The sequence below is a fragment of the Psychroserpens algicola genome (assembly GCF_014526325.1).
Lineage (GTDB): Bacteria > Bacteroidota > Bacteroidia > Flavobacteriales > Flavobacteriaceae > Psychroserpens > Psychroserpens algicola.
In genome coordinates this window covers 30,622-54,689 of record NZ_JACNMJ010000008.1, presented here as the reverse complement: position 1 = coordinate 54,689, position 24,068 = coordinate 30,622, and the positions used below count along the sequence as shown (strand labels likewise).

The 24,068-nt window shown below is 34.6% G+C and carries 24 protein-coding genes; 21 read left to right on the top strand and 3 right to left on the bottom strand.

Annotation, left to right across the window (positions count from 1 at the left end; genetic code table 11):
• Window positions 1–5 precede the first annotated feature (5 nt).
• The 6 genes from H7350_RS15060 to H7350_RS15035 are packed head-to-tail and all read left to right on the top strand — an operon-like array spanning window position 6 to window position 7,075.
• Window positions 6–1,118, top strand: a complete 1,113-nt coding sequence (locus H7350_RS15060; protein WP_204346756.1) for a glycosyltransferase — start codon at window positions 6–8, stop codon at window positions 1,116–1,118.
• Window positions 1,109–1,657 (top strand): RNA polymerase sigma factor, encoded by a 549-nt coding sequence (locus tag H7350_RS15055; protein WP_204346755.1) that lies wholly within the window; start codon window positions 1,109–1,111, stop codon window positions 1,655–1,657. The genes H7350_RS15060 and H7350_RS15055 overlap by 10 nt, the downstream gene beginning before the upstream one ends.
• Complete coding sequence (locus tag H7350_RS15050) at window positions 1,657–2,868, top strand: Nramp family divalent metal transporter (protein ID WP_204346754.1); 1,212 nt, start codon at window positions 1,657–1,659, stop codon at window positions 2,866–2,868. Before H7350_RS15055 ends, H7350_RS15050 begins: the two co-directional genes overlap by 1 nt.
• Before the next feature lie 50 nt (window positions 2,869–2,918).
• Window positions 2,919–3,797, top strand: a complete 879-nt coding sequence (gene lipA, locus H7350_RS15045; protein ID WP_204346753.1) for a lipoyl synthase — start codon at window positions 2,919–2,921, stop codon at window positions 3,795–3,797.
• A complete protein-coding gene (gene gap, locus H7350_RS15040; protein WP_204346752.1) occupies window positions 3,797–4,792 on the top strand; it encodes a type I glyceraldehyde-3-phosphate dehydrogenase in 996 nt (331 codons plus the stop codon). The genes lipA and gap overlap by 1 nt, the downstream gene beginning before the upstream one ends.
• A gap of 51 nt (window positions 4,793–4,843) precedes the next feature.
• Window positions 4,844–7,075 carry an ATP-binding protein gene (locus H7350_RS15035; RefSeq protein WP_235989365.1) on the top strand — a complete coding sequence of 744 codons (2,232 nt, stop codon included), beginning with the start codon at window positions 4,844–4,846 and terminating at the stop codon, window positions 7,073–7,075.
• Here the strand turns inward: H7350_RS15035 and lpxK are convergent.
• Window positions 7,072–8,082 carry a tetraacyldisaccharide 4'-kinase gene (gene lpxK, locus H7350_RS15030; protein ID WP_204346751.1) on the bottom strand — a complete coding sequence of 337 codons (1,011 nt, stop codon included), beginning with the start codon at window positions 8,080–8,082 and terminating at the stop codon, window positions 7,072–7,074. The two genes, H7350_RS15035 and lpxK, sit on opposite strands and share 4 nt — an antisense overlap.
• 52 nt (window positions 8,083–8,134) lie before the next feature.
• Between lpxK and H7350_RS15025 the strand changes: the two genes are divergently transcribed.
• The 4 genes from H7350_RS15025 (at window position 8,135) to H7350_RS15010 (ending at window position 12,485) form a co-directional block, all read left to right on the top strand.
• On the top strand, window positions 8,135–9,229 hold the full coding sequence (locus tag H7350_RS15025) for a Nif3-like dinuclear metal center hexameric protein (protein WP_204346750.1): 1,095 nt from the start codon (window positions 8,135–8,137) through the stop codon (window positions 9,227–9,229).
• Between the two features lie 3 nt (window positions 9,230–9,232).
• Complete coding sequence (locus H7350_RS15020; protein WP_204346749.1) at window positions 9,233–10,012, top strand: zinc ribbon domain-containing protein; 780 nt, start codon at window positions 9,233–9,235, stop codon at window positions 10,010–10,012.
• A 130-nt stretch (window positions 10,013–10,142) separates the two neighbouring features.
• Complete coding sequence (gene msrA / locus H7350_RS15015; RefSeq protein WP_204346748.1) at window positions 10,143–10,802, top strand: peptide-methionine (S)-S-oxide reductase MsrA; 660 nt, start codon at window positions 10,143–10,145, stop codon at window positions 10,800–10,802.
• 99 nt (window positions 10,803–10,901) lie between these two features.
• Window positions 10,902–12,485, top strand: coding sequence for a T9SS type A sorting domain-containing protein (locus H7350_RS15010; protein WP_235989364.1), 1,584 nt, complete (start codon window positions 10,902–10,904; stop codon window positions 12,483–12,485).
• On the opposite strand, the gene H7350_RS15005 is transcribed toward H7350_RS15010, so the two are convergent.
• Window positions 12,482–13,276, bottom strand: coding sequence for a class I SAM-dependent methyltransferase (locus tag H7350_RS15005; protein WP_204346747.1), 795 nt, complete (start codon window positions 13,274–13,276; stop codon window positions 12,482–12,484). The genes H7350_RS15010 and H7350_RS15005 overlap by 4 nt on opposite strands.
• Window positions 13,277–13,351: 75 nt before the next feature.
• On the opposite strand from H7350_RS15005, the gene H7350_RS15000 reads away from it, so the two are divergent.
• The gene (locus tag H7350_RS15000) at window positions 13,352–14,062 is read left to right on the top strand and encodes a hypothetical protein (protein ID WP_204346746.1); all 711 of its coding nucleotides are present in this window, start codon (window positions 13,352–13,354) and stop codon (window positions 14,060–14,062) included.
• A 162-nt stretch (window positions 14,063–14,224) separates the two neighbouring features.
• On the opposite strand, the gene H7350_RS14995 is transcribed toward H7350_RS15000, so the two are convergent.
• A complete protein-coding gene (locus H7350_RS14995; protein ID WP_204346745.1) occupies window positions 14,225–14,644 on the bottom strand; it encodes a (4Fe-4S)-binding protein in 420 nt (139 codons plus the stop codon).
• A gap of 127 nt (window positions 14,645–14,771) precedes the next feature.
• On the opposite strand from H7350_RS14995, the gene kynU reads away from it, so the two are divergent.
• From kynU to H7350_RS14945, 10 genes are all read left to right on the top strand, one after another.
• Window positions 14,772–16,040 (top strand): kynureninase, encoded by a 1,269-nt coding sequence (gene kynU, locus H7350_RS14990; RefSeq protein WP_204346744.1) that lies wholly within the window; start codon window positions 14,772–14,774, stop codon window positions 16,038–16,040.
• A gap of 41 nt (window positions 16,041–16,081) precedes the next feature.
• Complete coding sequence (locus tag H7350_RS14985) at window positions 16,082–17,479, top strand: FAD-dependent oxidoreductase (RefSeq protein ID WP_204346743.1); 1,398 nt, start codon at window positions 16,082–16,084, stop codon at window positions 17,477–17,479.
• Between the two features lie 6 nt (window positions 17,480–17,485).
• Complete coding sequence (locus H7350_RS14980; RefSeq protein WP_204346742.1) at window positions 17,486–17,890, top strand: RidA family protein; 405 nt, start codon at window positions 17,486–17,488, stop codon at window positions 17,888–17,890.
• A 103-nt stretch (window positions 17,891–17,993) separates the two neighbouring features.
• Window positions 17,994–18,761 carry a DUF6090 family protein gene (locus tag H7350_RS14975; RefSeq protein ID WP_204346741.1) on the top strand — a complete coding sequence of 256 codons (768 nt, stop codon included), beginning with the start codon at window positions 17,994–17,996 and terminating at the stop codon, window positions 18,759–18,761.
• 105 nt (window positions 18,762–18,866) lie between these two features.
• On the top strand, window positions 18,867–20,306 hold the full coding sequence (locus H7350_RS14970; RefSeq protein ID WP_204346740.1) for an aldehyde dehydrogenase: 1,440 nt from the start codon (window positions 18,867–18,869) through the stop codon (window positions 20,304–20,306).
• Between the two features lie 9 nt (window positions 20,307–20,315).
• Window positions 20,316–20,840: a PsbP-related protein gene (locus tag H7350_RS14965; protein WP_204346739.1), complete on the top strand. Its 525-nt coding sequence runs from the start codon at window positions 20,316–20,318 to the stop codon at window positions 20,838–20,840.
• Window positions 20,841–21,623, top strand: coding sequence for an SDR family oxidoreductase (locus H7350_RS14960; protein WP_204346738.1), 783 nt, complete (start codon window positions 20,841–20,843; stop codon window positions 21,621–21,623).
• A gap of 141 nt (window positions 21,624–21,764) precedes the next feature.
• The gene (locus H7350_RS14955; RefSeq protein WP_204346737.1) at window positions 21,765–22,301 is read left to right on the top strand and encodes a 3-hydroxyanthranilate 3,4-dioxygenase; all 537 of its coding nucleotides are present in this window, start codon (window positions 21,765–21,767) and stop codon (window positions 22,299–22,301) included.
• 38 nt (window positions 22,302–22,339) lie between these two features.
• Complete coding sequence (locus tag H7350_RS14950) at window positions 22,340–23,425, top strand: amidohydrolase family protein (protein ID WP_204346736.1); 1,086 nt, start codon at window positions 22,340–22,342, stop codon at window positions 23,423–23,425.
• Complete coding sequence (locus H7350_RS14945; RefSeq protein ID WP_204346735.1) at window positions 23,425–24,066, top strand: O-methyltransferase; 642 nt, start codon at window positions 23,425–23,427, stop codon at window positions 24,064–24,066. The genes H7350_RS14950 and H7350_RS14945 overlap by 1 nt, the downstream gene beginning before the upstream one ends.
• Window positions 24,067–24,068: the final 2 nt, after the last annotated feature.

The window sequence follows — 24,068 nt, the reverse complement described above, 5'->3', positions numbered from 1 at the left end:
TGTTGATGCTGATTTTTGAAATTCTCTTCTACAGCTTCATTGCCATTGTAGCGATTCAACTTATTTATTACGGAATTATCTTTGGAAGTTTTGCAGCTCATACCCCTGTAATACCTTCAGAAAAAAACATTGGTGTTTCAGTCATTATCTGCGCAAAAAACGAAGCCGACAATTTAAAGGAAAATATTCCACTTATTTTAAATCAAAACCACAAGTTGTTTGAATTGGTTCTTATCAATGATAATTCTTCAGATAACAGCTTGGAGGTTATGGAAGGCTTCAAAACGCAGCATAACAATATCAAAATTGTTGATGTTAAGCCTGTTGAAAAATTTTGGGGCAATAAAAAATATGCGTTAACCCTCGGTATCAAAGCGGCAACTCATGAGTTTTTATTATTTACTGATGCCGACTGTAAGCCGCTTTCTAATCGGTGGATTTCAGAAATGACCAATCGGTTTAGCACTACCAAATCAATTGTTATTGGTTATGGACCTTATAAAAAAATTAAAGGTTCTTTACTCAACTTACTTATACGATTTGAAACTTTCATGACAGCTGTTCAATATCTGTCATATGCTAAATTAGGCCTACCTTATATGGCTGTAGGAAGAAACCTTGCATATAAAAAAGCTCAGTTTTTTGAAGCTAATGGTTTTATGAACCACATGAATATCATGTCAGGTGATGATGATCTCTTTGTTAATCAAGTAGCTACAACATCTAATGTAGTTTTATGTGTTTCTAAAGATAGTTTTACAGAGTCTATACCAAAAACGACATTCAAATCTTGGATACTTCAAAAACGAAGACATATTAGTTCTGCAAATCATTACAAACCGCTACATAAGTTTTTATTAGCGCTTTTTTACTTGTCACAAGTTTTATTTTGGACGCTAGCAATTGTACTATCACTACTTACATTTCAATGGAAAATTGTAATCGCTTTAGTGGCTATTCGATTTATTGTTCAGTACGTTACACTCCTTTTGATATCAAAAAAACTCAATGAGAATAGATTATTATTTTTTCTTCCGCTTTTAGAAATTTTATTAATTACTTTTCAATTCTTTATATTTATAAAAAATCTCATATCAAAACCTCACCATTGGAAGTAAAAGACGCGATAGAAAGAGCCAAAAAGAATGATCAAATTGCGTTCAACTTTCTATTAGACACCTTCTGGAATCCTGTTTATGGGTTTCAACTTAAGCGTACCGAAAATGAAAATGATGCTGAAGACATTACCATTCAAACTTTTTCAAAAGCTTTTGACAAAATTCATACTTATAAGGATACCTACGAGTTTAAAACATGGTTATTTACTATTTCAAAAAACATTCATATTGATTTAGTTAGAAAGCAAAAATCTACAATCACAAGCCGGTCAAACAGTGACGAAGAAGATGATTACTTTACTATTATAGATGCATCTCCTTCACCTGAAGATAAATTGATTACTGAACAAAACTTAGCGAAATTACTACGAGACATAAAAAAACTAAAACCACATTATCAGGAAGTCATTAATCTAAGATATTTTCAAGAATTAAGCTATAAGGAAATTTCCGAACATTTAAATGAACCCATGAACAATGTTAAGGTGAAACTGTTAAGAGCAAAAAAATTACTGGCTGAGATTATTAAAAAAGAATAATGGCTTTAAGTTTTAAAAAAATAGGTCCAGGATTACTATTTGCAGGTGCTGCTATTGGCGTATCTCATTTGGTTCAATCAACAAGAGCTGGTGCGGATTTTGGTTTTGGACTCATTTGGGCCTTACTTTTGGTCAACATTTTTAAGTATCCTTTTTTTCAATTCGGACCCCGTTATGCCATGGCTACAGGTGAAACTCTACTGGATGGTTACAAAAAGTTAGGTAAAGGTGTTTTAATAACTTACTTTATATTGAGTTTTGCAACGATGTTTACCATACAAACTGCTGTAACTATTGTCACTGCAGGATTGGCATCGACAATCTTCGGAAATTTTATTTCAACAGAAATCTGGACTGTTATCATTTTAAGTGTTTGCTTTATTATTTTAACTATAGGCAAATACAACTTTTTAGATCGACTCATGAAGATTATCATCATAACACTGACCATTAGTACCATCGTAGCTGTTTATTTTGCATTTCAAGGCGCAACACAAAGTATATCTTTACAACAAGTGTTTCCTAATGCTCTAGAATTTGGGTTCTTAATTGCTTTTATGGGTTGGATGCCTGCACCTTTAGATATATCAATCTGGCACTCACTTTGGGCTATAGAAAAGAAAAAAACAGAACAAGAATATTCAGTAAAATCATCACTTTTTGATTTCAACGTTGGTTATCTAGCGACAATTATTTTAGGTTTAGGCTTTTTAGCTTTAGGTGCATTAGTCATGTTTCAAAGTGGAAGTAACTTTAGTGGAAAAGCTGGAGAGTTTTCAAATCAGCTAATTTCCATGTACACCAAAAGTTTGGGAGACTGGTCTTATATTATTATTGGTATTGCAGCATTTACAACCATGTTTAGTACAACTTTAACAACACTAGATGCTTCACCGAGAGCTATGGCTAAAACCACCAGTCTTCTCTTTGGCAATATTATAAAGCGAAGTTACCTGTTCTGGATTTTGCTTTTAATTCTAGGATCTATACTCATTTTCTTTTTCTTCAAATCTGAAATGGGATTACTCATTAAAATTGCAACGATTTTGTCATTTTTAACGGCTCCTTTTTATGCCATAATCAATTATAAACTAATTAGTAGTCACCATACACCAAAGGCCTGGCGACCTTCTAAAAAGCTTCACGTTTTAAGCTGGATAGGCATTGTATTTTTAATTGGTTTTGGCCTATGGTATCTGAGCATTTTATAACATTTCATTAATAATTTACTTCGTATCTTTGCAATCCATAAATACAATACATGGATACAAACATTGCATCAAAATCAACAGCCATTCGGGAACCAAAACCAAAATGGCTTCGTGTAAAATTACCTACAGGTAAAAAATATACCGAATTAAGAGGTCTTGTCGATAAGTATAAATTAAATACAATTTGTACTTCGGGAAGTTGCCCAAACATGGGTGAATGTTGGGGAGAAGGCACCGCTACATTTATGATATTAGGAAATGTTTGCACGCGTTCATGTGGGTTTTGTGGTGTTAAAACAGGCAGACCAGAAACGGTTGATTGGGACGAACCTGAAAAAGTGGCGCGTTCTATTAAAATTATGCAAATCAAACATGCTGTATTGACAAGTGTTGATCGAGATGACCTTAAAGACATGGGAAGTATTATGTGGAGTGAAACTGTTAAAGCCGTTAGACGTATGAATTCTGAAACGACTTTAGAAACACTTATTCCTGACTTTCAAGGTATTGAAAAGCATATTGACCGAATCATAGAAGTTGCTCCAGAAGTGGTATCGCATAATATTGAAACTGTAAAGCGTTTAACTCGTGAAGTTCGTATTCAAGCAAAATATGAAAGAAGTCTAGGCGTTTTAAAATACCTAAAACAACAAGGACAACGTCGAACAAAATCTGGAATTATGCTTGGCTTAGGTGAAACCCGTGAAGAAGTTATTGAAACTTTACACGACCTCAAAGCTAATGATGTGGATGTGGTGACTATCGGACAATATTTGCAGCCAAGTAAAAAACACTTACCTGTTAAACAATTTATCACTCCCGATCAGTTTGAGGAATACAAACAAATAGGTCTCGATCTCGGATTTCGTCATGTTGAAAGTAGTGCTTTGGTGAGATCGTCTTACAAAGCTCAAAAACATATTAATTAATGATTCGTGTTGCTATTAATGGCTTTGGTCGTATTGGGCGTCGTGTGTTTAGACTTATTCAAGACCGAGAAGACATCCAAGTTGTTGCCATCAATGATCTCGCCGATGCTAAAACATTAAGTCATTTACTTAAATATGATAGTATCCATGGTGTTTCGAAACAAGATATTTCGTATACTCAACATGATATAGTGCTTAGTGGAAGAGCGATACCTTTGCTCAATTCTAATCATCCAAAACTTATAGATTGGTCACCATTTAACGTAGACTTTGTTATTGAATCTACTGGAAAGTTTAAAACGTCTGAAGACCTCATCCACCACATTAATAATGGTGCCAAGCGTGTCATTTTATCAGTACCTCCAGTTGAAGATGATATAAAAACTGTAGTGCTTGGTGTAAATGATCATGAAATTTCTGGAGATGAACTTATTATTTCTAATGCATCTTGTACTACTAATAATGCAGCACCGATGATTTCGGTAATCAATGAACTTTGTGGCGTAAAACAAGCATATATTACAACAGTACATTCATACACTACTGATCAAAGCTTACACGATCAGCCTCATAAAGATTTACGCCGTGCCAGAGCAGCAGGTCAATCTATAGTTCCTACAACAACAGGAGCAGCAAAAGCATTGACTAAAATTTTTCCAAAACTATCCGATGTTATAGGAGGCTGTGGCATTAGGGTTCCTGTAGCTAATGGCTCATTAACTGATATCACGTTTAATGTTGAAAAAACGGTTACTATAGATGATATCAATCTTGCGTTCAAGACAGCCGCAGAAACACATTTAAAAGCGATTCTACAATATACCGAAGACCCAATAGTATCTATAGATATTGTTGGAAATTCTCATTCCTGCATATTTGATGCGCAGATGACTTCTGTAATCGGAAATATGATAAAAATAGTAGGCTGGTATGATAATGAAACAGGATATTCTAGTAGAATTTTAGATTTAATTTGCAATTTATCGATGAAATAGTGTCTTTTATCGAATAAATATTTATATTTGTCCAAATGAAAGTGGCCAAATATGTCCCAAACCAAATACTACATAGTTGCTTTTTTGATGTTTTTTTCATGTGCTCTATCTGCTCAAACCAATGAAAATGAGGATATAGAAGTGCTAAAAATGCGTATTCAAAACACCATAACCAAATCAGATTATGATAGGGAACGAGGTGATTATTTTAATGCAAAAGACAATCTAGAAAATGCTTTAGAACTTGCTATTAGTATAGAAGATCAGAAAAGTCAAGGTATTATCCATACCAAAATTGGAAAACTTCAATTTACCGTTAATGAGTTTGATAAAGCTTTAATATCACTTACCAAAGCAGCAGAAATTCAACGAGAACTAGATGACAAACCAAATCTAGCGATTACCTATAGTATCAAGGGTGTACTTCATGCTAGTATGAAAGAATATAAAGATGCATTAGGTTATCTAAGATCGGCTAAAACTTTATTTGAAGAAGAGGATTTAGAAATCAATATTCCAGAAGTTACACTTAATCAAGCCAAAATATATTTAAAGTTAAAAGATTATAAACAAGCAAAATCATTGTTAGAAAAAACGATTGTTTCTGCTAAAAAAAATAATCAGAATGATATTTTAGCCAGTGCATTAATTTTTAGTGGTAAAGCCTTAGATAAACTTGGAAATAATCAACAAGGAATCAATTTAACTAACGAAGGTTTAGACATTGCTCAAGCTAATGAACAAATTGAAAATATTAATGAAGGCTTACTCACATTAAGCAAAATTTATGAAAATGATAAAAACTTTGAATTAGCACATCAGTATCTTGAAAAGCATGTTCATTTAACAGATTCAATTTTAAATATTCAAAGAGCAAATTTATCACCAGAAAAACGCGCAGAGTATATAGATACGTACAATGCTGCTGAATTTCAAAAACTCAAAACGAAAGTTGAAGAACAAGAATCGGATAGCAACCTGGCAAAAATCACTACCATATTAAGTATTGCCTTAATTACGATTTTATCTTTACTCACCTTATCGCTTTATAAAAACAATAATATTAGATTAAAATCTAATAATATGCTTCAAGAAAAGAATGACGATTTAATTGAAGCAATGAAACGTGCCGAACTGGCATCAAAAACTAAGGCTAACTTCCTTTCGACAGTAACTCACGAGTTAAGAACACCACTGTATGCCGTTACTGGTTTAACCAATATGCTATTAGAAGAAAAGCCCAATCCTGAGCAAATTCCACATCTAAAGTCTCTTAAGTTTTCAGGTGATTATCTATTGACATTTATAAACGATATTCTTCAAATTAATAAAATTGAAGCTAATAAAGTAGAATTGGATCCTGTATTATTTAACCTTAAAACCAAGGTTGAAAATGTATGTTCTGCCTTAAATAATTCGGCCTTAGACAATAACATTCAAATGCATTATGATTATGAAAAAGGACTTCCAGAAACCTTTATTGGTGATAATCTAAAAATTTCTCAAATCCTCATCAACCTCATTGGCAACTCGATTAAGTTTACAAAAGATGGTGATATATGGGTAAGAGTGTATAGCATTTCAAAAAATAACAACGACCATATTCTTCGCTTTGAAATTGAAGATAATGGTATAGGTATATCTAAAGAAAAACAAGACAATATGTTTGAGAGCTTCTCCCAAGGCTCTATTCAAATCAATAGGAAATACGGAGGAACAGGTCTTGGCTTGTCTATCGTAAAAGGTCTTATTGAAATATTAAAAGGAAAAATCTACCTCAAAAGTGAACTCGGAAAAGGCACAACATTCTTCTTCGAAATTCCATTAACCTACGCTCCAGAAACTGTTGAAATCAAAAAAGAAGATTATTCTAAAAACATTAGCAAATTGGACATTAGCAACATTAAAATCTTAATTGTCGAAGACAACAAGATTAATCAAATGATCACTAAAAAGATTCTCAATAAAATGAATCTGGAATGTGATATCGTAGACAATGGTGAAGCAGCCGTAGAGAAAGTTAAACAAAACGAATATAAAATCGTTTTAATGGACATTCATATGCCTGGAATTAGCGGATTAGAAGCCACTAAGATTATTAGAACCTTTGATAAAGAATTAACCATTTTTGCACTTACTGCGGTAACGCTTGAAGACAAAATGCACGAATTTGACGAAGCTGGGTTTGATGATATTATCTCTAAACCATTTAAGCAAGAAGACTTTGAAAAGAAATTGTACGAAGTCTTAGCCGAGAACCAAAATTCAACAGCGTCATTTTAATTTGAACCTACAAATGCTGTCACTTGTTGCTCAAACGCATTATGATTATCTATTTGAAATCGTATCGGTAAATAGTATATAGAAGACGTTTGAGATAAAAATTCACCACGTAACCTTACATAATCCTTCTCTGTAGTTAACACAATTTCTTTCTGTTTTAAAGTCTCAATTTCTGAAACTGAAAAGCTATGATGATCTTGATATTTTAAATGTTCAAAAGCTATCGACTTAGCTGTTAAATAATCTAATAGCGGTTGCGGATTAGCAATTCCCGTAACCAATGTCACTTGCTTATCTTTCAACTGAGTTAAGGGAAAGCGTTCATGCTCATTACATACATCTTCAGAATAAAATATCGAACTGAAGTACACCGACTGATGACTCAATGGCTTAAGCTTATTTTTAATGTGTTCTTTTTCTGATACTGAAAGCGACTGCGGACATTTAGTAACCAAGATCATATCAGCACGCTTTGCTCCTGCCCTTGGCTCTCTCAAATCACCTGTAGGCAATACGATATCATCAACATATAAATTTCCATATGATGTTAAGAGAATATTCAAACCCGCTCTCACTTTTCTATGCTGAAAAGCATCATCTAATAAGATAACATCTGGCTGTACTTTACTAAGGAGTTGAGAAATTCCATGCTGGCGATTTGCATCAACACTAACGACAACATCATCAAATTTTTTATAAAACTGAAAAGGTTCATCACCAATAGTTTTGGCAGTTGCATTATCATCTGCAATAATAAAACCAGAGGATTCACGCTTATAACCTCTACTCAATGTTGCTACCTTATGTTTTTCTTTCAATACCCTAATCAAATATTCTATTGTAGGTGTCTTTCCTGTTCCACCAGTGCTCAAATTCCCAACACATATGATTGGAAAATCATAAGATCTTGATGACATCCATCCCAGATTATAAAATTTATTTCGCAACCAGGTGATGCCAAAATAAATAGGAACAATAGGAAAGAGTATTTTTCTAAGTAGCTTCATTAGAACGAAGTTAATATTTTATATTTGTTTTTAAACTAACACTATAAATAATATGAAAGTTCAAGATGTGATTAACCACTTAGAAGCATTAGCGCCTTTAGATTATGCTGAAGATTTTGACAATGTTGGACTCCTCGTTGGTGATAAAAATGAAAACCTAACTGGTGTCCTGGTTACTTTAGACACTCTAGAAGCTATAGTTGATGAAGCTATTGAAAATAACTGCAATCTTATCGTGAGTTTTCATCCTATAATTTTCAAAGGGTTAAAATCACTTACAGGAAAAAATTATGTGGAGCGTACAGTCTTAAAAGCTATTAAAAACAATATTGCTATTTATGCAATCCATACCGCTTTAGACAATGCACTAAAAGGAGTTAATGATATCATATGTAATACTCTGGGTTTAGAAAACAAATCTATTTTAATACCTCAAAAAGGAACCATTAAAAAACTAACTACCTATGTTCCTATCGCAAATGCAAATACTTTAAGAACTCAACTGTTTAAAGCTGGCGCAGGAAACATTGGCAACTATGACCATTGTAGTTTTAATACTGAAGGTACTGGTACTTACAGAGGCAATGCTAGTTCAAATCCAACTTTAGGAAAAAAAGGGGAACTTCATGAAGAAGGAGAAGTACAAATTTCAATGACTTTTAATAAGCATATAGAATCAAAATTATTAAGCACCTTGTTTGAACACCATCCTTACGAAGAAGTCGCTTTTGAAGTTTCTACACTTGATAATTACGATCAAAATATTGGCATTGGCATGGTTGGAGACCTAAAAAAAATGCAATCTACAGAGGCTTTTTTTGAATTTGTAAAAGAAAAAATGAATGTATCATGTATCAGACATTCCAAAATCATAAAAAAATCAGTACAGAAAATTGCGGTTCTTGGAGGTTCAGGAAGTTTCGCGATTTCAGCAGCTAAGCGTGCTGGAGCGGATGTTTTAATTACGGCCGACTTAAAATACCACGATTTTTTTTCCGCAGAAAACACTATTATTTTGGCAGATATTGGTCATTATGAAAGCGAACAATTCACAAAAAACTTTTTAGTAGACTATCTCTCAAAAAAAATCACTAATTTTGCAGTCGTTTTATCAACGACAAATACAAATCCGGTAAAGTATTTATAAATTATGGCAAAAAAAGCTGAAGCAACTGTTGAAGATAGGTTAAGAGCACTTTATGATTTACAATTAATAGATTCTAGAGTTGACGAAATTAGAAACGTGAGAGGTGAATTACCTCTTGAGGTTCAAGATTTAGAAGATGAAGTTGAAGGTTTAAATACAAGACTTGAAAAGTTAGCAACTAATCTCGATTTAATTGACGATCAAATTAAATCAAAAAAGAATTTAATTGAAGAAGCTAAAGCGCTTATCAAGAAGTATTCAGAACAACAAAAAAATGTTAGAAATAACAGAGAATACAATTCTTTAACAAAAGAAGTTGAGTTTCAAGAATTAGAAATCCAATTAGCTGAAAAGCATATTAAAGAATTTAAAGTTCAAATTGAACAGAAAAAAGAAGTCATTGACGAAACAAAAGGTCGACTTAAAGATCGTAAGACACACTTAAAACACAAGCGTGGTGAGTTAGATGCTATCTTAGCCGAAACTCAAAAAGAAGAAGAAGCTTTAATTAAAAAATCTGAAGATTTCCAAAAGAAATTAGACGAGCGTTTAGTAAATGCTTACTTACGTATTAGAAATAATGTAAAGAACGGATTAGCTGTTGTACCAATTGAAAGAGGTGCTTCTGGAGGATCATTTTTTACCATTCCGCCTCAAATTCAAGTTGAAATTGCTTCTCGTAAAAAAGTAATTACAGATGAGCATAGTGGAAGAATATTAGTTGACGCTGAATTAGCTCAAGAAGAAAAAGAAAAAATGGAGAAAATGTTTTCTAAACTTTAATATCCGTTACACCTATACATTTAAAGCCTTTATCTCATTTGATAAAGGCTTTTTATTTTAATAAAACTTTCACATACTTTACATTAAGGTTTCTTATCTTATTACGACTCATAGAAAAAGAAAAGAACACATGAATAAAATCATATCTACGTTAGCAGTAATTTTACTATTTAGCTGTCAAAATAATGCACAGTCCAATACAGCACAAAAAGCAGTAATTAATGCCGAACCTGTTGAAGTTCCATTAGAAAACGGAAAAGCCAGAGCTTATTTTGCCAGCGGTTGTTTTTGGTGTGTTGAAGCGATTTATGAAAGTGTAAAAGGTGTAGAAGAATCCATTAGTGGATACGCTGGAGGACATACCGATAATCCCACTTACGAGCTAAGCAACACAGGAGCAACAGGTCATGCCGAAGCTGTTGAAATCATTTATGATCCTAATGTCGTAAGCTTTTCAACATTAGTTGATGTCTATTTTGCATCTCAAAACCCAACGCAAGTTAATGGCCAAGGACCAGATCGCGGTTCGCAATACCGTTCAATAATTTTTTATCAAAATGAAAATCAGAAAACTATTATTGAAGAAAAAAAATTAGCACTAGCCAAAAAACTCAATGCTAAAATCGCTGCAGAAGTTTATCCATTTCAGAAATTTTGGGTTGCAGAAGATTACCATCAAGATTATGAAAAACTGCATCCAAACCAAGGCTATATCAGAAACGTTTCTATCCCTAGATTGCAAAGATTTAAATCTAAAATGCCTGAAGTTTTGAAAGAAAATTCACATTAAAAAATTCGTTTTATCGATAATATTTGTTTTTTTGTCGACAATATATGTACTTTACCGATTCAGTAATTAGAGATTACCCAAATCTAAAATACATTTATGATGAAAAAAATTACCTGCTTACTACTTTTTGCGATGCTTTCTAGTGTAGCATTTTCACAAACACCTGGCGTTTCTGAATTTTCAAATCCTAATGGCTATATCGAATACATCCCTGGAAATTTACCAATAATTATATCTGCTCCTCATGGAGGTGTCATCAATTCTGGTGAAACCATTGGTGGAGTTTTCTATCCTGATGAGGATGCTAATTTACCCGACAGGACTTGTGGAAATAACGAAAGAGATGATAATACGGATGTACTTGTAAGACGTATTCAAGATGAAATATTTGCTCAAACAGGCGGATACGCTCATGTTATTATTAATAATTTACATCGCTCAAAAATGGACCCAAATCGTATAGTTAGTCAGGGATCTTGTGGTAATAGTCATGCAGCATCTTACTGGAGTGATTTTCAAAACTACATCAATGTTGCAAGCCAGTCTGTAGAATCAAACTGGGGCAAAGGTTTGTATATTGATCTACACGGACAAAATCATACAGTTCCTAGAATTGAAATTGGGTACAACATTTCGGCTTCAGAATTGAATGCATCAGATTTAAATAGTGCTTCAATTGTAAACAAGTCTACAATAATGAATCTTGTATCAACAAATTTAAATGGTTACACTCACGAAGAACTTGTTAGAGGTGCATTTAGTCTCGGACAATTGTTTCAAGAGGCACCAGCAACATTTTATAATTCGATTGACCCATCTGGCTCAGATACCAGTTATCCAGGATGTGGTGTAACATCAGGTTACAGAGCGGTTCCTAGTAATTCAGATTATGGAGATACAAGTTGTGATGATACAACTCCACATAGCTACTCCTACTTTGATGGAAATTATTACAATAACAGAAGGCACGGTTCAGGTGATGGCACTGGAGGACCTGCTAGCGTTGGAGGAAGCGGAACAATCGATGGCATCATGACCGAAGTTAACAGACGCGTAAGAGATTTGGGAGCTCCTTATGATTCTAACCCAAATACTTTAGAGCCGTTTGCTATTGATTATGCCCATGTGGTTCTGGAATACCTGAGCATACATTATGATGATTTTTCAAGTTTCGATTATGCCACCACAAGCTATGACATTACAGATGCTGATCCTACTCCTGTAGTAACTAATGGAGGCCTTTCTGGCGGACTTTATTTAAGTACGCCTTCAGGTTTAGTGATTGATCAAAATACGGGAACAATAGACCTTTCAGAATCTACTGCTGGGACCTATACTATCACCTATTCGGTAGGACCTAATTCAACTATTACTGCACCACACAGGTATTATAACACAGCAAAAAGTATTGAAATAACTAATAATAATTTAAGTATTTCAGAAGAAACTGCCTTATCAGTAAAACTGTATCCAAATCCGACTTCAGGCATCATAAACTTTGAATCGAACACTCAAATTTCAGAAGTTAAAATTCATAGTGTTCTTGGTCAACGTCTTGTCGTAAAAAGTATTAATAATAATGAGTCATCAATAGATATTTCTCAATTAAGAACAGGTTCATACCTCATAACGTTTTATATTGATGACAAATCTGTTGGATCAAAATTAATTGTAAAGCATTAAATTTTAGTTGCTTTAATCTCAAAAATAAGAGGATATAATTTATCCTTTGTCACATAATTGCCAGATTCGGTTTCGACTAAATCTGGCAATACATTATACGGACTTTCATCATATTCATTGAGATAGTCGATATGTAAACCAGCTTCGGTAAGAGCGTTTATGACTTCACTCAAACCATGATTCCAGCCGTATTCTTTACTCATCATTTTTGAATCCTGATTGGCATACGTTCCTTCATATTCTTCATATATGGCTTCCTCTTGCATGTATCCATAGCGCATTACTGGTGTTTCTTCTAAATAATCAAACATCCATACTATGGGATGAAATTCGACCATATAAAATATCCCTCCTTTATTTAAGCGCTCTGCAATCATTAATCCCCAAGGCTTTAGATCTGGTAACCAGCCAATAACTCCATAGGATGTATAAACAATATCAAAAGTAGATTTTATATGTTTTGAGGTATCTAAAACATTACAACATACAAATGTAGCCTCGAGCCCTAATTCGTCATTTAACGCAGTGGCAAGCTTAATGCCTTCATCACTAATATCAACTCCAACACAATTGGCTCCCAACCTACTCCAACTCAGCGTATCCTGACCGAAATGACATTGCAAATGCAAAAGCGTTTTCCCTTTAACATCTTTAAGCGCATTATGTTCGTAAGACATTAATGAAGACTTTCCTTTTTTAAAGGCCTCTAAATCATACATTTCACTTTTAGAATGAACTTTTACCTTCTCATTCCAAGTGGCTTTATTAACTTCAAAATAATCTTCATTCATAACTTTAGTAATTTGACCCTAAAGTAATAATTACTTCTGAAATGCAGATATTATCCTACCTTTACAAAAAAACTAATGACACGATTATTGACTTTTTTGCTTGTAATTACAGTTTTGATATCCTGCAAGCCAGAATCTAAAGCGCAAAACCATACAACTGAGACCATTTCCGAAAAACAAATCGAAGTAACAGTAGCCGAAAAAATAGCACAAGCTCACGGTTATGACCATTGGAAAAACGTTAATACAATTGAATTTACGTTTAATGTCGATAGAGGCGATAAGCATGTTCAACGCTCTTGGCAATGGCAACCCAAAGCGGACTATGTTGTATCGATGGTAAGTAAAGACTCGATATCAATGTATACAAGACAAGCTCCTAGCAACACCATAGAAACTATTGACCCGAAATTTATAAACGTTGATAAAAGCTTTATCAATGATAAGTTTTGGTTGTTAATACCTTTCCAAATAGTTTGGGATGATGGTACAACGCTATCTGAGCCGATAAAAGCAGTCGCTCCAATAGCTAAAACTGAAATGAATAAAATCATTTTAACCTATAGCAATGAAGGTGGTTATACTCCTGGAGATGCCTATGATATTTTTTATGATGAAGATTTTATAATTCGAGAGTGGGTTTTTAGAAAAGGTAATTCTGAAACTCCTACAATGACTACCACTTTTGAAAATTACGAAGACTTTAATGGGATTAAAATTGCTAAAGATCATAAAATGGCTGACGGCAATTTTAATCTGTATTTTTCAAATATTAAAATTCAATAGATTAGTATTTATCTGACATCTTAAAAAAATAAAGTTTCATTTTTTTGTAATCAAAACATCCAATTAGCGACTTATTGACGTATATAAAGTATATTAATATTCCGCCATTGGCGTCCATATATATTCAAAGCGCTTCAATTATTTAGTTGAAGCGCTTTTTACTTATCCTTGAAATCCATCTTTAACATGCGCACCATCACAGTATGGTTTATTTTGTGAAGCGCCACATCTACAAAAAGCAGTCGTTTTATTTTTTGTATCCTGACTGCCATCTTTATAGGTTACTTTTAATGTGCCATATACCAATAGTGGTCCGTTTTCTAAAACTTCAACTTTGGTTTCTAATACTTCGGCTTCTTGCGTATCTTCTCCATTCATATAATACCCAAGAGCTCCGGAAGGACATGCTTTTACCTGATTTACTAAAGCTTCAGAAGAGGCCGCATTTATTTTAATCCAAGGACGTTCTTTAGGCTGAAACACCTCTCCCAGCCCTTTTACACATATTCCTGAATGAATACATTTTTCGGCTTCCCAAACGACAGTAACATCTCCATTACTATATTCTTTAACTTTTCCCATAAGACGATCATTTCTTTAAAGATAGTAAAAAAAGAGATTCATTTTTTCATCTAAAAATGCCGCTTTCAACAGTTCATTCCTTTCATAATTATTCTTACTTTTGTTAGATACCATAAAACCAACAACTTTGTCTAATTATAAACTAGGTCTTGAATATGCGCTGCAGCAAGATCAAAATGACGAATTTTCCACATATCGAAATCAATTTCATATGCCAAAAGATGCCGATGGCAATGAGCTCATATACATGACTGGAAATTCGCTGGGATTACAACCTAAAATCACAAAAGACTATATTAATCAAGAGCTTGAAGACTGGGCTAATCTAGGAGTTGAAGGCCATACTGAAGGCAAAAATCCGTGGTTACATTATCACGAGTTTTTAACTCAAACCATGGCTGATATTGTTGGAGCCAAACCTTTGGAAGTTGTCGTTATGAACTCTCTTACAGCCAACCTTCATTTTATGATGGTGAGTTTTTATAAACCAACTCCTAAACGTTATAAAATTTTAATTGAAGCTGATGCTTTTCCAAGTGACAAATATGCTGTAGAATCGCAGTTGCGTCATCATGGCTATGATGACAAAGAAGGCTTAATTTTGTGGAAAGCCCGAGAAGGTGAAGAGCTAGCCAATTATGACGATTTAGAAACTATTTTAAAACAACATGGTGACGAAATTGCCTTAGTTATGATTGGTGGAGTAAACTATTATACAGGTCAGTTTTTTGATTTAAAACGCATCACGCAATTGGGACATAGCTATGGTTGTATGATCGGATTTGACTGTGCACATGGCGCCGGAAATGTGCAATTAAACCTTCATGATTCTGGAGCCGATTTTGCGGTGTGGTGCAGCTATAAATACTTAAACTCTGGACCAGGAAGTTTATCTGGAGCTTTTGTTCATGAGCGTCATGCCAATCGAAAAGACCTCAACCGATTTACAGGCTGGTGGTCACATAACAAGACTACCCGTTTTAGAATGCGTGACGACTTTGACCAGTTACCTGGTGCCGAAGGCTGGCAACTTAGTAATCCGCCTATTTTATCTATGGCTGCTATACGTGCATCATTAGATGTGTTTGCTGCAGCAGGATTTGATAAATTATGTCAAAAATCGAAACAGCTTACAGGTTATTTTGAGTTTCTTTTAAATGAACTCAACAATTCTGATATTAAAATCATTACACCTAGTAGTCCTGACGAACGTGGATGCCAACTATCCATCCAGGTTAAAAATGCCGATAGAAGCTTACATACAAAACTTACTGAAGCTGGTATCATAACCGATTGGAGAGAACCAGATGTGATTCGTTGTGCACCTGTCCCACTCTATAATTCCTTTAAGGATGTTTACGGATTTGTAGAGCGTTTAAAAACAATATTGAATTAAATAATGAGATTCTGAAACAACTTCAGAAGAACAACAATTATATGCATAAACAACAAAACATATTAATCATTGGAGCTGGACTCTGCGGAAGCTTACTCGCGTTACGCCTGGGTCAACGAGGTTATAACGTAACGGTTTATGAAATGCGTCCCGATTTACGCAAAACAGATATTTCGGCAGGACGATCCATTAACTTAGCATTTTCTGATCGTGGCAATAAAGCCATGAAATTAGTTGGCATTGAGGACAAAGTAAAATCGCTTTGTATCCCAATGAACGGACGAATGCTACACGATAGAGAAGGCAATACCTTTTTATCAAATTATAGCGGTAGAGATCATGAGTACATCAATTCTATTTCTCGAGGCGAGCTTAACGGCCTCCTATTAACCGAAGCCGAAAAACACGATAATGTCACCATTTATTTTAATAAAAAATGTAAATCGGTAGATTTTGAAAAAACAACAGCACTGTTTCAAGATTATGAAACAAAAGATGAGTTTATCGAAGATGCAGATACCATTATTGCAACTGATGGTGCTGGTTCTGCTTTGCGTAAAAGTTATTATTTAGGCAAGAAGTTTTTATTCAGTTTCTCGCAAGATTATCTCACGCATGGTTATAAAGAACTCTCTATTTTACCTACGGAAACTGGAGATTATAAAACCTATAAAAACGCATTACACATTTGGCCTCGAGGTGATTTTATGGTAATTGCCTTACCAAACTTAGATGGTAGTTTTACAGTCACTCTGTTTTTGAGTTATGATGAAGGCGAATATAATTTTAATAATCTTACTACTCCTGAACGTGTGACCGAATTCTTCCAGAAAGAATTCCCAGACGCTTCAGAACTTATGCCAAATCTTGTTGAAGACTTTTTTGAAAACCCAACAGCACCACTCGGAACGGTTAAGTGTTCGCCTTGGCATTACAAGGGCAATACCTTACTGATGGGAGATTCTGCTCACGCTATTGTCCCTTTTTACGGGCAAGGCATGAATGCGTCTTTTGAGGATGTTGTAGAATTTGATGCTGTTTTAGATAAACATGATGGGGATTGGGAAACTATTTTTTCTGAATATGAAAAAACCAGAAAAAAAGATACCGATGCCATTGCCGATTTAGCTATTGATAATTTTCATGAAATGAAAGACCATGTCGGACAAGCCTTATTTCAGGAAAAACGAAAAATTGAAATGGCGCTTGAAAAAGAGTTCCCAAATGATTATGCATCAAAATACAGCCTAGTCACTTTTAATGAGCACATCGGTTATCGTGAAGCTATGCTTAGAGGTCGTGCTCAAGATAAGGCCATACTCAATATGCTAGCAGATGGTATCATCTCTACTGCAACACCTATTAAAACGATTTTAGACAAAGTAAAAAGTGAAACCGAAGCGATTTTAGAAGATGATAGAATTGCTGGATTACATTAAATAATTATGAGCGAAAACACCGTAACACCAAGAGGCGCTTATCCGCATGTTAAACAAGTTGGCGATTTTATTTTCGTTTCTGGAACCAGTTCTAGACGACCAGACAATTCTATTGCTGGTGTTGATATTATTGACGAGATGGGAACAAAACGCTTAAATGCTTATACTCAGACGCAAGAAGTTTTAAAAAATATTGATAAGAATTTACAAAAGGTAGGAGCCAGCCTTAAAGATGTTGTTGATGTGACTTCATTTTTAGTAAATATGAATGACTTTGCAGACTATAATAAAGCCTATGCAGAGTTTTTTGATAAAGCCACAGGACCAACCAGAACGACTGTTGCTGTTCATCAATTACCACATCCCGATTTGGTAGTTGAAATTAAGGTCATGGCGTACAAACCTAAATAGATTCGTAACATTTATTAAAAACAGACTACTAACTAATAGAATTACTTAAATTTAAATTCACCTCAAACCAACCATCACTTAGTCACTTTTAATTTTTTTAATTGTGATAAAATTCTTTCGGAAAATACGGTTAAACCTTCTCTCAAAAGGAAATACCTCTAAATACTTTAAATACGCCATTGGTGAAATTATCCTTGTGGTTATTGGTATTCTTATTGCGCTTCAGATTAACAACTGGAATGAATCAAAAAAAGAACAAGCGCAATTAAACGGGTATTTAAAAAACATCTCAAAGAATATCAAATCAGATATCGAAAACCTGACAATAATCAAAAATTTTAGAGACAGTTCCAGACTGGGTTCAAAAGAATTTTTAAAACTTACTGAAAGTCCGCAATTAATTGCCGAAGACTTACACTATTTTACCTCGACCTATCTTTTCAAATACAACAGCCTTTTTGATGTGTACTTTAAATCGGATAAGAGCGGATTTGAAGCACTCAAAAACTCTGGATATCTCAATAAAATTCAAGAGACAGAACTTGAAACCAAAATTTATAACTATTACAATATAGTTGCCGAAATTGGAGAGGAAGAAAAGAGCTTGAATAATTTTATTGAAGAAATGGAATATGACATGTTCAAGTCTGGTATCGTTCTTCAATATATCAATGTGCTTAAGGCGATTAACAAACAACCTACTGAAGCCCATTTAAAAAAAGCGCATGAACTTATGAATTTCCCTGCATTTAAAGGCGCCAACTTTAGGGTTTCTAGCTTAAAAAAAATTATGTCAAGCTATGAAAACGCCATTGATGCTGCCAGTGAAACTGTTGATTTAATTGCCGAAATGGTACCTGAAAATCACTAAATCATTTCAATTCAAAGCAATGAGTGATCATGAAAAATTAGACCTAAAAATAGAATTTCAGCTAAATAAAATTTAACTTGTAGGCTAGAAATAATAGTTCAAAAAATGAACATTCAAAACTACATTAACGGACATTTTCACAACCCCATTGACAACAACTGGATAGACAACTATAATCCGTCTAATGGCGAGATATATGGGCAAATTCCTAACTCATCTAAAGATGATGTTGAGAATGCTTACATCGCTGCGAAATCTGCATTTCCTGGCTGGTCGCAAACTGATTTAGAAGAACGCAGTCGTATTCTCATTAAAATTTCAGAGTTAATAGAAGCCCATCTTCAACGTTTTGCAGAAGCAGAATCTAAAGATAACGGGAAACCTGTTTCATTAGCAAAAGCTGTTGATATTCCGAGGGCAGCAAGTAATTTTAGATTCTTCGGAAACGCGATAACTCAATTTGCAAGTGAAAGCCATGAAAGCATAGGTCAGCAAGCTATAAACTATACTTTACGTCAACCTATTGGCGTTGTAGGTTGTATTTCGCCCTGGAACCTTCCGCTTTATTTATTTACCTGGAAAATCGCACCAGCACTTGCCGCAGGAAATTGTGTTGTGGCAAAACCAAGTGAAGTCACTCCTATGACCGCTTATTTATTAGGTGAAATTTGTAATGAGGCTGGCTTACCTAAAGGTGTTTTAAATATTGTTCACGGACTTGGTGGTTCGACGGGTCAAGCCATTATAGAACATCCAGATATTAAAGCCATCTCATTTACAGGTGGCACAGCAACTGGAGCTCATATTGCTAAAGTAGCTGCTCCAATGTTTAAAAAATTATCGCTTGAGTTAGGTGGAAAAAATCCGAATATCATTTTTGCCGATTGTGATTATGAAGACATGCTTGAAACCACTGTACGTTCATCTTTTGCCAATCAAGGTCAGATTTGCCTCTGTGGAAGTCGCATTTTTGTAGAAGCATCAATTTATGATAAATTCAAGTCCGATTTTGTTGCAAAAGTTAAGCAACTCAAGGTTGGACATCCTTCGGAAGCCGACACCAATATTGGTGCTTTGGTTTCTCAACCTCATTTAGAAAAAGTAAAGGATTATATAGACATTGCGAAAAAGGAAGATGGTACTGTATTATGCGGTGGAAATGATATTACACTTAAAGGCTACGAAAACGGATACTATCTAGAGCCTACAGTTATTGAAGTCCCAAATGATGAGTGCCGAGTCAATCAGGAAGAAATTTTCGGACCAGTAGTAACCTTAATGCCATTTCATACCGAAGATGATGTACTACAAATGGCCAACAAAGTCAAATACGGATTATCAGCGACACTGTGGACTAACGATTTAAAACGGACCATGCGTATGAGTCACCAATTACAGGCTGGTATTGTTTGGGTGAATACCTGGATGATGCGAGATTTAAGAACACCTTTTGGAGGTGTTAAAGCCTCTGGAGTTGGTCGTGAAGGTGGATTTGAAGCTCTTAGATTTTTTACCGAAGCTAAAAATGTGTGTATTAAATATTAAAAAAAACATATGAAAAAAATTATAACAATATTCGCCTTATTAATAGGCATGACAGGATTCGCTCAAAGCGATTGGAATCAAATAACCAAAAATGATTTTACTATTAATTATCCTGAAGACTGGGTTTCTAGTGACCAAAAACAAACGCCTGCGACACAGTTTCTTATTCTTGCAGATGAAAAATCTCAAGAAAGCGATAATTTTAGAGAAAACATCAACTTAAACTTAGAAGATTTAAGTGGCAAGAACATCAGTTTAGAAGCTTATGTCAAACTATCCTTAGAACAAATTACTGGTCAGATTCCCAGCGCTAAATTCTTAGAGAATAAAGCAGTTACAATTAACCAGCAAGAAGCGCATTCAATTATATGGACTGCCAATTTTGGCACTGGTATAAATGTCAAGTTTAAACAGGTATTTCTAATACATAAGGAAAAAGCCTACATATTGACATTCACATCCACAGCATCTGATTTTGATGATTACTCCTCTGTAAGTGATGCGATTATTAACAGCTTTAAATTTATCAACTAAATGAATCTCGAATTAAATAATAAATACGCATTAGTCTGCGGAAGTACAGCAGGCATAGGAAAAGCCACGGCTTTAGCCTTAGCTGAAGAAGGTACAATCGTGACTTTAATTGCCAGAAATGAAGACAAACTTAAAGCTACACTAGCCGAATTACCTCAGCATAGAAATCATGATTATATCGTTGCCGACTTTTCTGACCCAAAGACTTTAAAAGCTAAGGTTTCAGACTACATCTCTAAACATCACGGATTTCATATTTTGGTCAACAACACGGGAGGTCCGAAAGGCGGACCCGTTTTTTCTGCAGAAGTTGAAGAATTTGAACATGCTTTTACACAGCATTTAAAATGCAACCATGTGTTGGCACAGGCTGTAGTACCATTTATGAAAAGTGAACAGTATGGTCGTATTATTAATGTGATTTCAACGTCTGTTAAGCAACCTTTAGACGGTTTAGGTGTGAGTAATACCATTAGAGGAGCTGTTGCCAATTGGAGTAAAACACTGGCTAATGAGCTTGGACAATTTGGAGTTACAGTAAACAATGTTCTTCCTGGTGCCACAGGAACAGAACGTTTAACTGAAATTATAAAAAATAAATCTGCTAAAACAGGTAAAACAGAAGATGAAGCTGCGAATGCCATGAAAAATGCTGTACCTGCAAAACGCTTTGCTAAACCAGAAGAATTGGCTGACGCTATCACATTTTTAGCCAGTGAGCGTGCAGCTTATATTAATGGTATTAATCTTCCTGTTGATGGCGGAAGAACAAAGTCTTTATAAGTCTGAAAAATCGTTTTTTATTACTAATTTTATTGAATTGATGAATTTGCGTTAAGGATTGAAGCGGCATCCTCTAACGGTGACGTTAGAGATACAGCGGAAAGCCTGACCCTTTTAGGGTAACGCCCAAAATATAATACTATGAGCACATTATTTCCACCGATAAATTTTAAAGCCTGGATTGAAGAAAACCGCCATTTACTGAAACCTCCTGTTGGAAATAAAGTGGTTTGGAAAGATGGTGATTTTATTGTGATGGTTGTTGGTGGACCCAATAGCAGAAAGGATTATCACTATAATGAAACTCCAGAATTTTTCTATCAGGTTGAAGGTGATATGGTTTTAAAAGTGATTGACAAAGGCACGCCTAAAGATATTCATATTAGAGAAGGTGATATTTTTTTACTACCTCCAAAAGTACCGCATTCACCTCAGCGTGGAGCAAATACAGTAGGATTGGTTATTGAATATCCGAGAGAAAAAGGCGTTCAAGATGCGCTATTATGGTTTTGCGAGAACTGTACAACAAAACTGTATGAAGAAGATTTTACGCTCGATAATATTGAAACCGATATGCCTAAGATTTTTGACAAATATTATGGTGATACCGAAAAACGCAGCTGTCCGAATTGTGGCGAAGTAATGCAACCTCCTAAAAAGGTTCAAATTGAAGAATAAACGTATTTAGTTTTTAAATTAGATTTAGACTCCCAGCTATGGAAAAAAGAAAACTTAGAATAAATGGTCACTCTCATCTCCTTCCTTACCCGGAAGAAATTCCTCAATTTATGCAGGATAAAGGTATTTTTTGGGTGGATAAAGACCGAAAATTTATGCTTCAGAAAGATTGGAATCGTCCAATTACAGATTCGAGTTTCTTTTTAAATGAAAAGTTAGCCTGGATGGAGAACTTTAAAATAGACCATGCTGTCGTTTTAAATCTATCGCAACTTTATGGCAATGGGCTACGCGTTGAAGAAATGAAGCAAGCGCTACGTTTTCAAAATGATTTTAATGCCAAAGTACAACATGAAAACCCGAGTAAATTCACCTGTGGTTTTGTGGTACATCCTGGTTTTGTTAGAGGTGCCTGCTGGGAAATTGAACGTTGTGTGGAAGAGTTAGGCATGCAGCTTTTATGCTTACCAACGCACTATATGGATACCATTGGAACCTGGCGTTGTATCTTTGATGAAGAAAATGAGCCCATTTTTGAACTGGCAAACAAATACAATCTTGCTGTAGAAATCCATCCTTATGATGGTGAGAAATTTATCAAATTAGAGAATACGTCTTGGCGTTTTCATTTAATCTGGATGTTAGCCCAATGTGCTGATGCTTATCATTTTTTAACGCTTAATGGCTATCAGGATAAATATCCGAATATGCGAACCTGTTTTGCTCATGGTGGCCAATTAGCGCAAATAAATTTAGGACGCCGTATTCAAGGTTTTGATGGTCGACCAGATTTATTTGAAGGTAAAAGCCACCCTCGAAAAGCTGTAGGTCACAGAAATATCTTTTTTGACACCTTAGTACATGATACTGGCGGACTTCAACTCTTAATTAAAAATCAAGGCTATAAACAAGTTTTAATGGGATTAGATGATCCTTATCCTTTAGGAGAAATGGAAAGTGAAAAACAATCGTCGTATCCAGGTAAAATTTTAGATTTAGCTATGGATCGTGAAATCATTAATGAGACTGAACGCGATGCGATTTGGGAAGACAATGTTATTCAATGGCTTTGTGGTGATGATCAAAATGCGAAAGATAAATTAGTAAAACGTATTTTAGGATAATGCATTTTTTACCTGAAAAATTAGATGATTATATTGTAGCACATTCTGAAGAAGAACCAGAATTACTACAACAACTCACACGGGAAACGTACCAAAAGATTTTACAACCTATCATGCTTAGCGGACCTTATCAAGGTCGTGTGTTGAGTATGATTTCGAAATTAACTCGACCAAAAACCATATTAGAATTAGGCACGTTTACTGGTTATGCGACCTTATGTTTAGCTGAAGGTTTAGTAAGTGATGGTGAGATTCATACTATTGATGTTAATGAAGAACTTATCGACTTTCAGAGGGCTTACTTTGACAAATCAGATTATGGTGAGCGTATCCATCAGCATTTGGGAGATGCGATTAGTATCATTCCAACGCTTGATATGACTTTTGATCTGGTGTTTATTGATGCCGACAAACCCAATTATGTCAACTACTTTCATCTTATTATTGATAAACTGAATTCTGGTGGTATCATCATTTCTGACAATGTACTATGGCATGGAAAAGTTATCGCACCTGTTGACGATAAAGACATTTCAACCAAAGCTGTTTTAGAGTTTAATACATTATTAAAAACAGACAACAGAATTGAAACTGTGATGCTTCCTATACGTGATGGCCTTACTATTAGTCGGAAAAAATAAAT

Excerpts from the sequence above, each read along its gene's own strand:
- H7350_RS15060 (WP_204346756.1), top strand. The coding sequence starts at position 6 with ATGCTGATTTTTGAAATTCTCTTCTACAGCTTCATTGCCATTGTAGCG.
- H7350_RS15050 (WP_204346754.1), top strand. The coding sequence starts at position 1,657 with ATGGCTTTAAGTTTTAAAAAAATAGGTCCAGGATTACTATTTGCAGGT.
- lipA (WP_204346753.1), top strand. The coding sequence starts at position 2,919 with ATGGATACAAACATTGCATCAAAATCAACAGCCATTCGGGAACCAAAA.
- gap (WP_204346752.1), top strand. The coding sequence starts at position 3,797 with ATGATTCGTGTTGCTATTAATGGCTTTGGTCGTATTGGGCGTCGTGTG.
- H7350_RS15035 (WP_235989365.1), top strand. The coding sequence starts at position 4,844 with ATGTCCCAAACCAAATACTACATAGTTGCTTTTTTGATGTTTTTTTCA.
- lpxK (WP_204346751.1), bottom strand. The coding sequence starts at position 8,082 with ATGAAGCTACTTAGAAAAATACTCTTTCCTATTGTTCCTATTTATTTT.
- H7350_RS15025 (WP_204346750.1), top strand. The coding sequence starts at position 8,135 with ATGAAAGTTCAAGATGTGATTAACCACTTAGAAGCATTAGCGCCTTTA.
- H7350_RS15020 (WP_204346749.1), top strand. The coding sequence starts at position 9,233 with ATGGCAAAAAAAGCTGAAGCAACTGTTGAAGATAGGTTAAGAGCACTT.
- msrA (WP_204346748.1), top strand. The coding sequence starts at position 10,143 with ATGAATAAAATCATATCTACGTTAGCAGTAATTTTACTATTTAGCTGT.
- H7350_RS15010 (WP_235989364.1), top strand. The coding sequence starts at position 10,902 with ATGAAAAAAATTACCTGCTTACTACTTTTTGCGATGCTTTCTAGTGTA.
- H7350_RS15005 (WP_204346747.1), bottom strand. The coding sequence starts at position 13,276 with ATGAATGAAGATTATTTTGAAGTTAATAAAGCCACTTGGAATGAGAAG.
- H7350_RS15000 (WP_204346746.1), top strand. The coding sequence starts at position 13,352 with ATGACACGATTATTGACTTTTTTGCTTGTAATTACAGTTTTGATATCC.
- H7350_RS14995 (WP_204346745.1), bottom strand. The coding sequence starts at position 14,644 with ATGGGAAAAGTTAAAGAATATAGTAATGGAGATGTTACTGTCGTTTGG.
- H7350_RS14985 (WP_204346743.1), top strand. The coding sequence starts at position 16,082 with ATGCATAAACAACAAAACATATTAATCATTGGAGCTGGACTCTGCGGA.
- H7350_RS14980 (WP_204346742.1), top strand. The coding sequence starts at position 17,486 with ATGAGCGAAAACACCGTAACACCAAGAGGCGCTTATCCGCATGTTAAA.
- H7350_RS14970 (WP_204346740.1), top strand. The coding sequence starts at position 18,867 with ATGAACATTCAAAACTACATTAACGGACATTTTCACAACCCCATTGAC.
- H7350_RS14965 (WP_204346739.1), top strand. The coding sequence starts at position 20,316 with ATGAAAAAAATTATAACAATATTCGCCTTATTAATAGGCATGACAGGA.
- H7350_RS14960 (WP_204346738.1), top strand. The coding sequence starts at position 20,841 with ATGAATCTCGAATTAAATAATAAATACGCATTAGTCTGCGGAAGTACA.
- H7350_RS14955 (WP_204346737.1), top strand. The coding sequence starts at position 21,765 with ATGAGCACATTATTTCCACCGATAAATTTTAAAGCCTGGATTGAAGAA.
- H7350_RS14950 (WP_204346736.1), top strand. The coding sequence starts at position 22,340 with ATGGAAAAAAGAAAACTTAGAATAAATGGTCACTCTCATCTCCTTCCT.
- H7350_RS14945 (WP_204346735.1), top strand. The coding sequence starts at position 23,425 with ATGCATTTTTTACCTGAAAAATTAGATGATTATATTGTAGCACATTCT.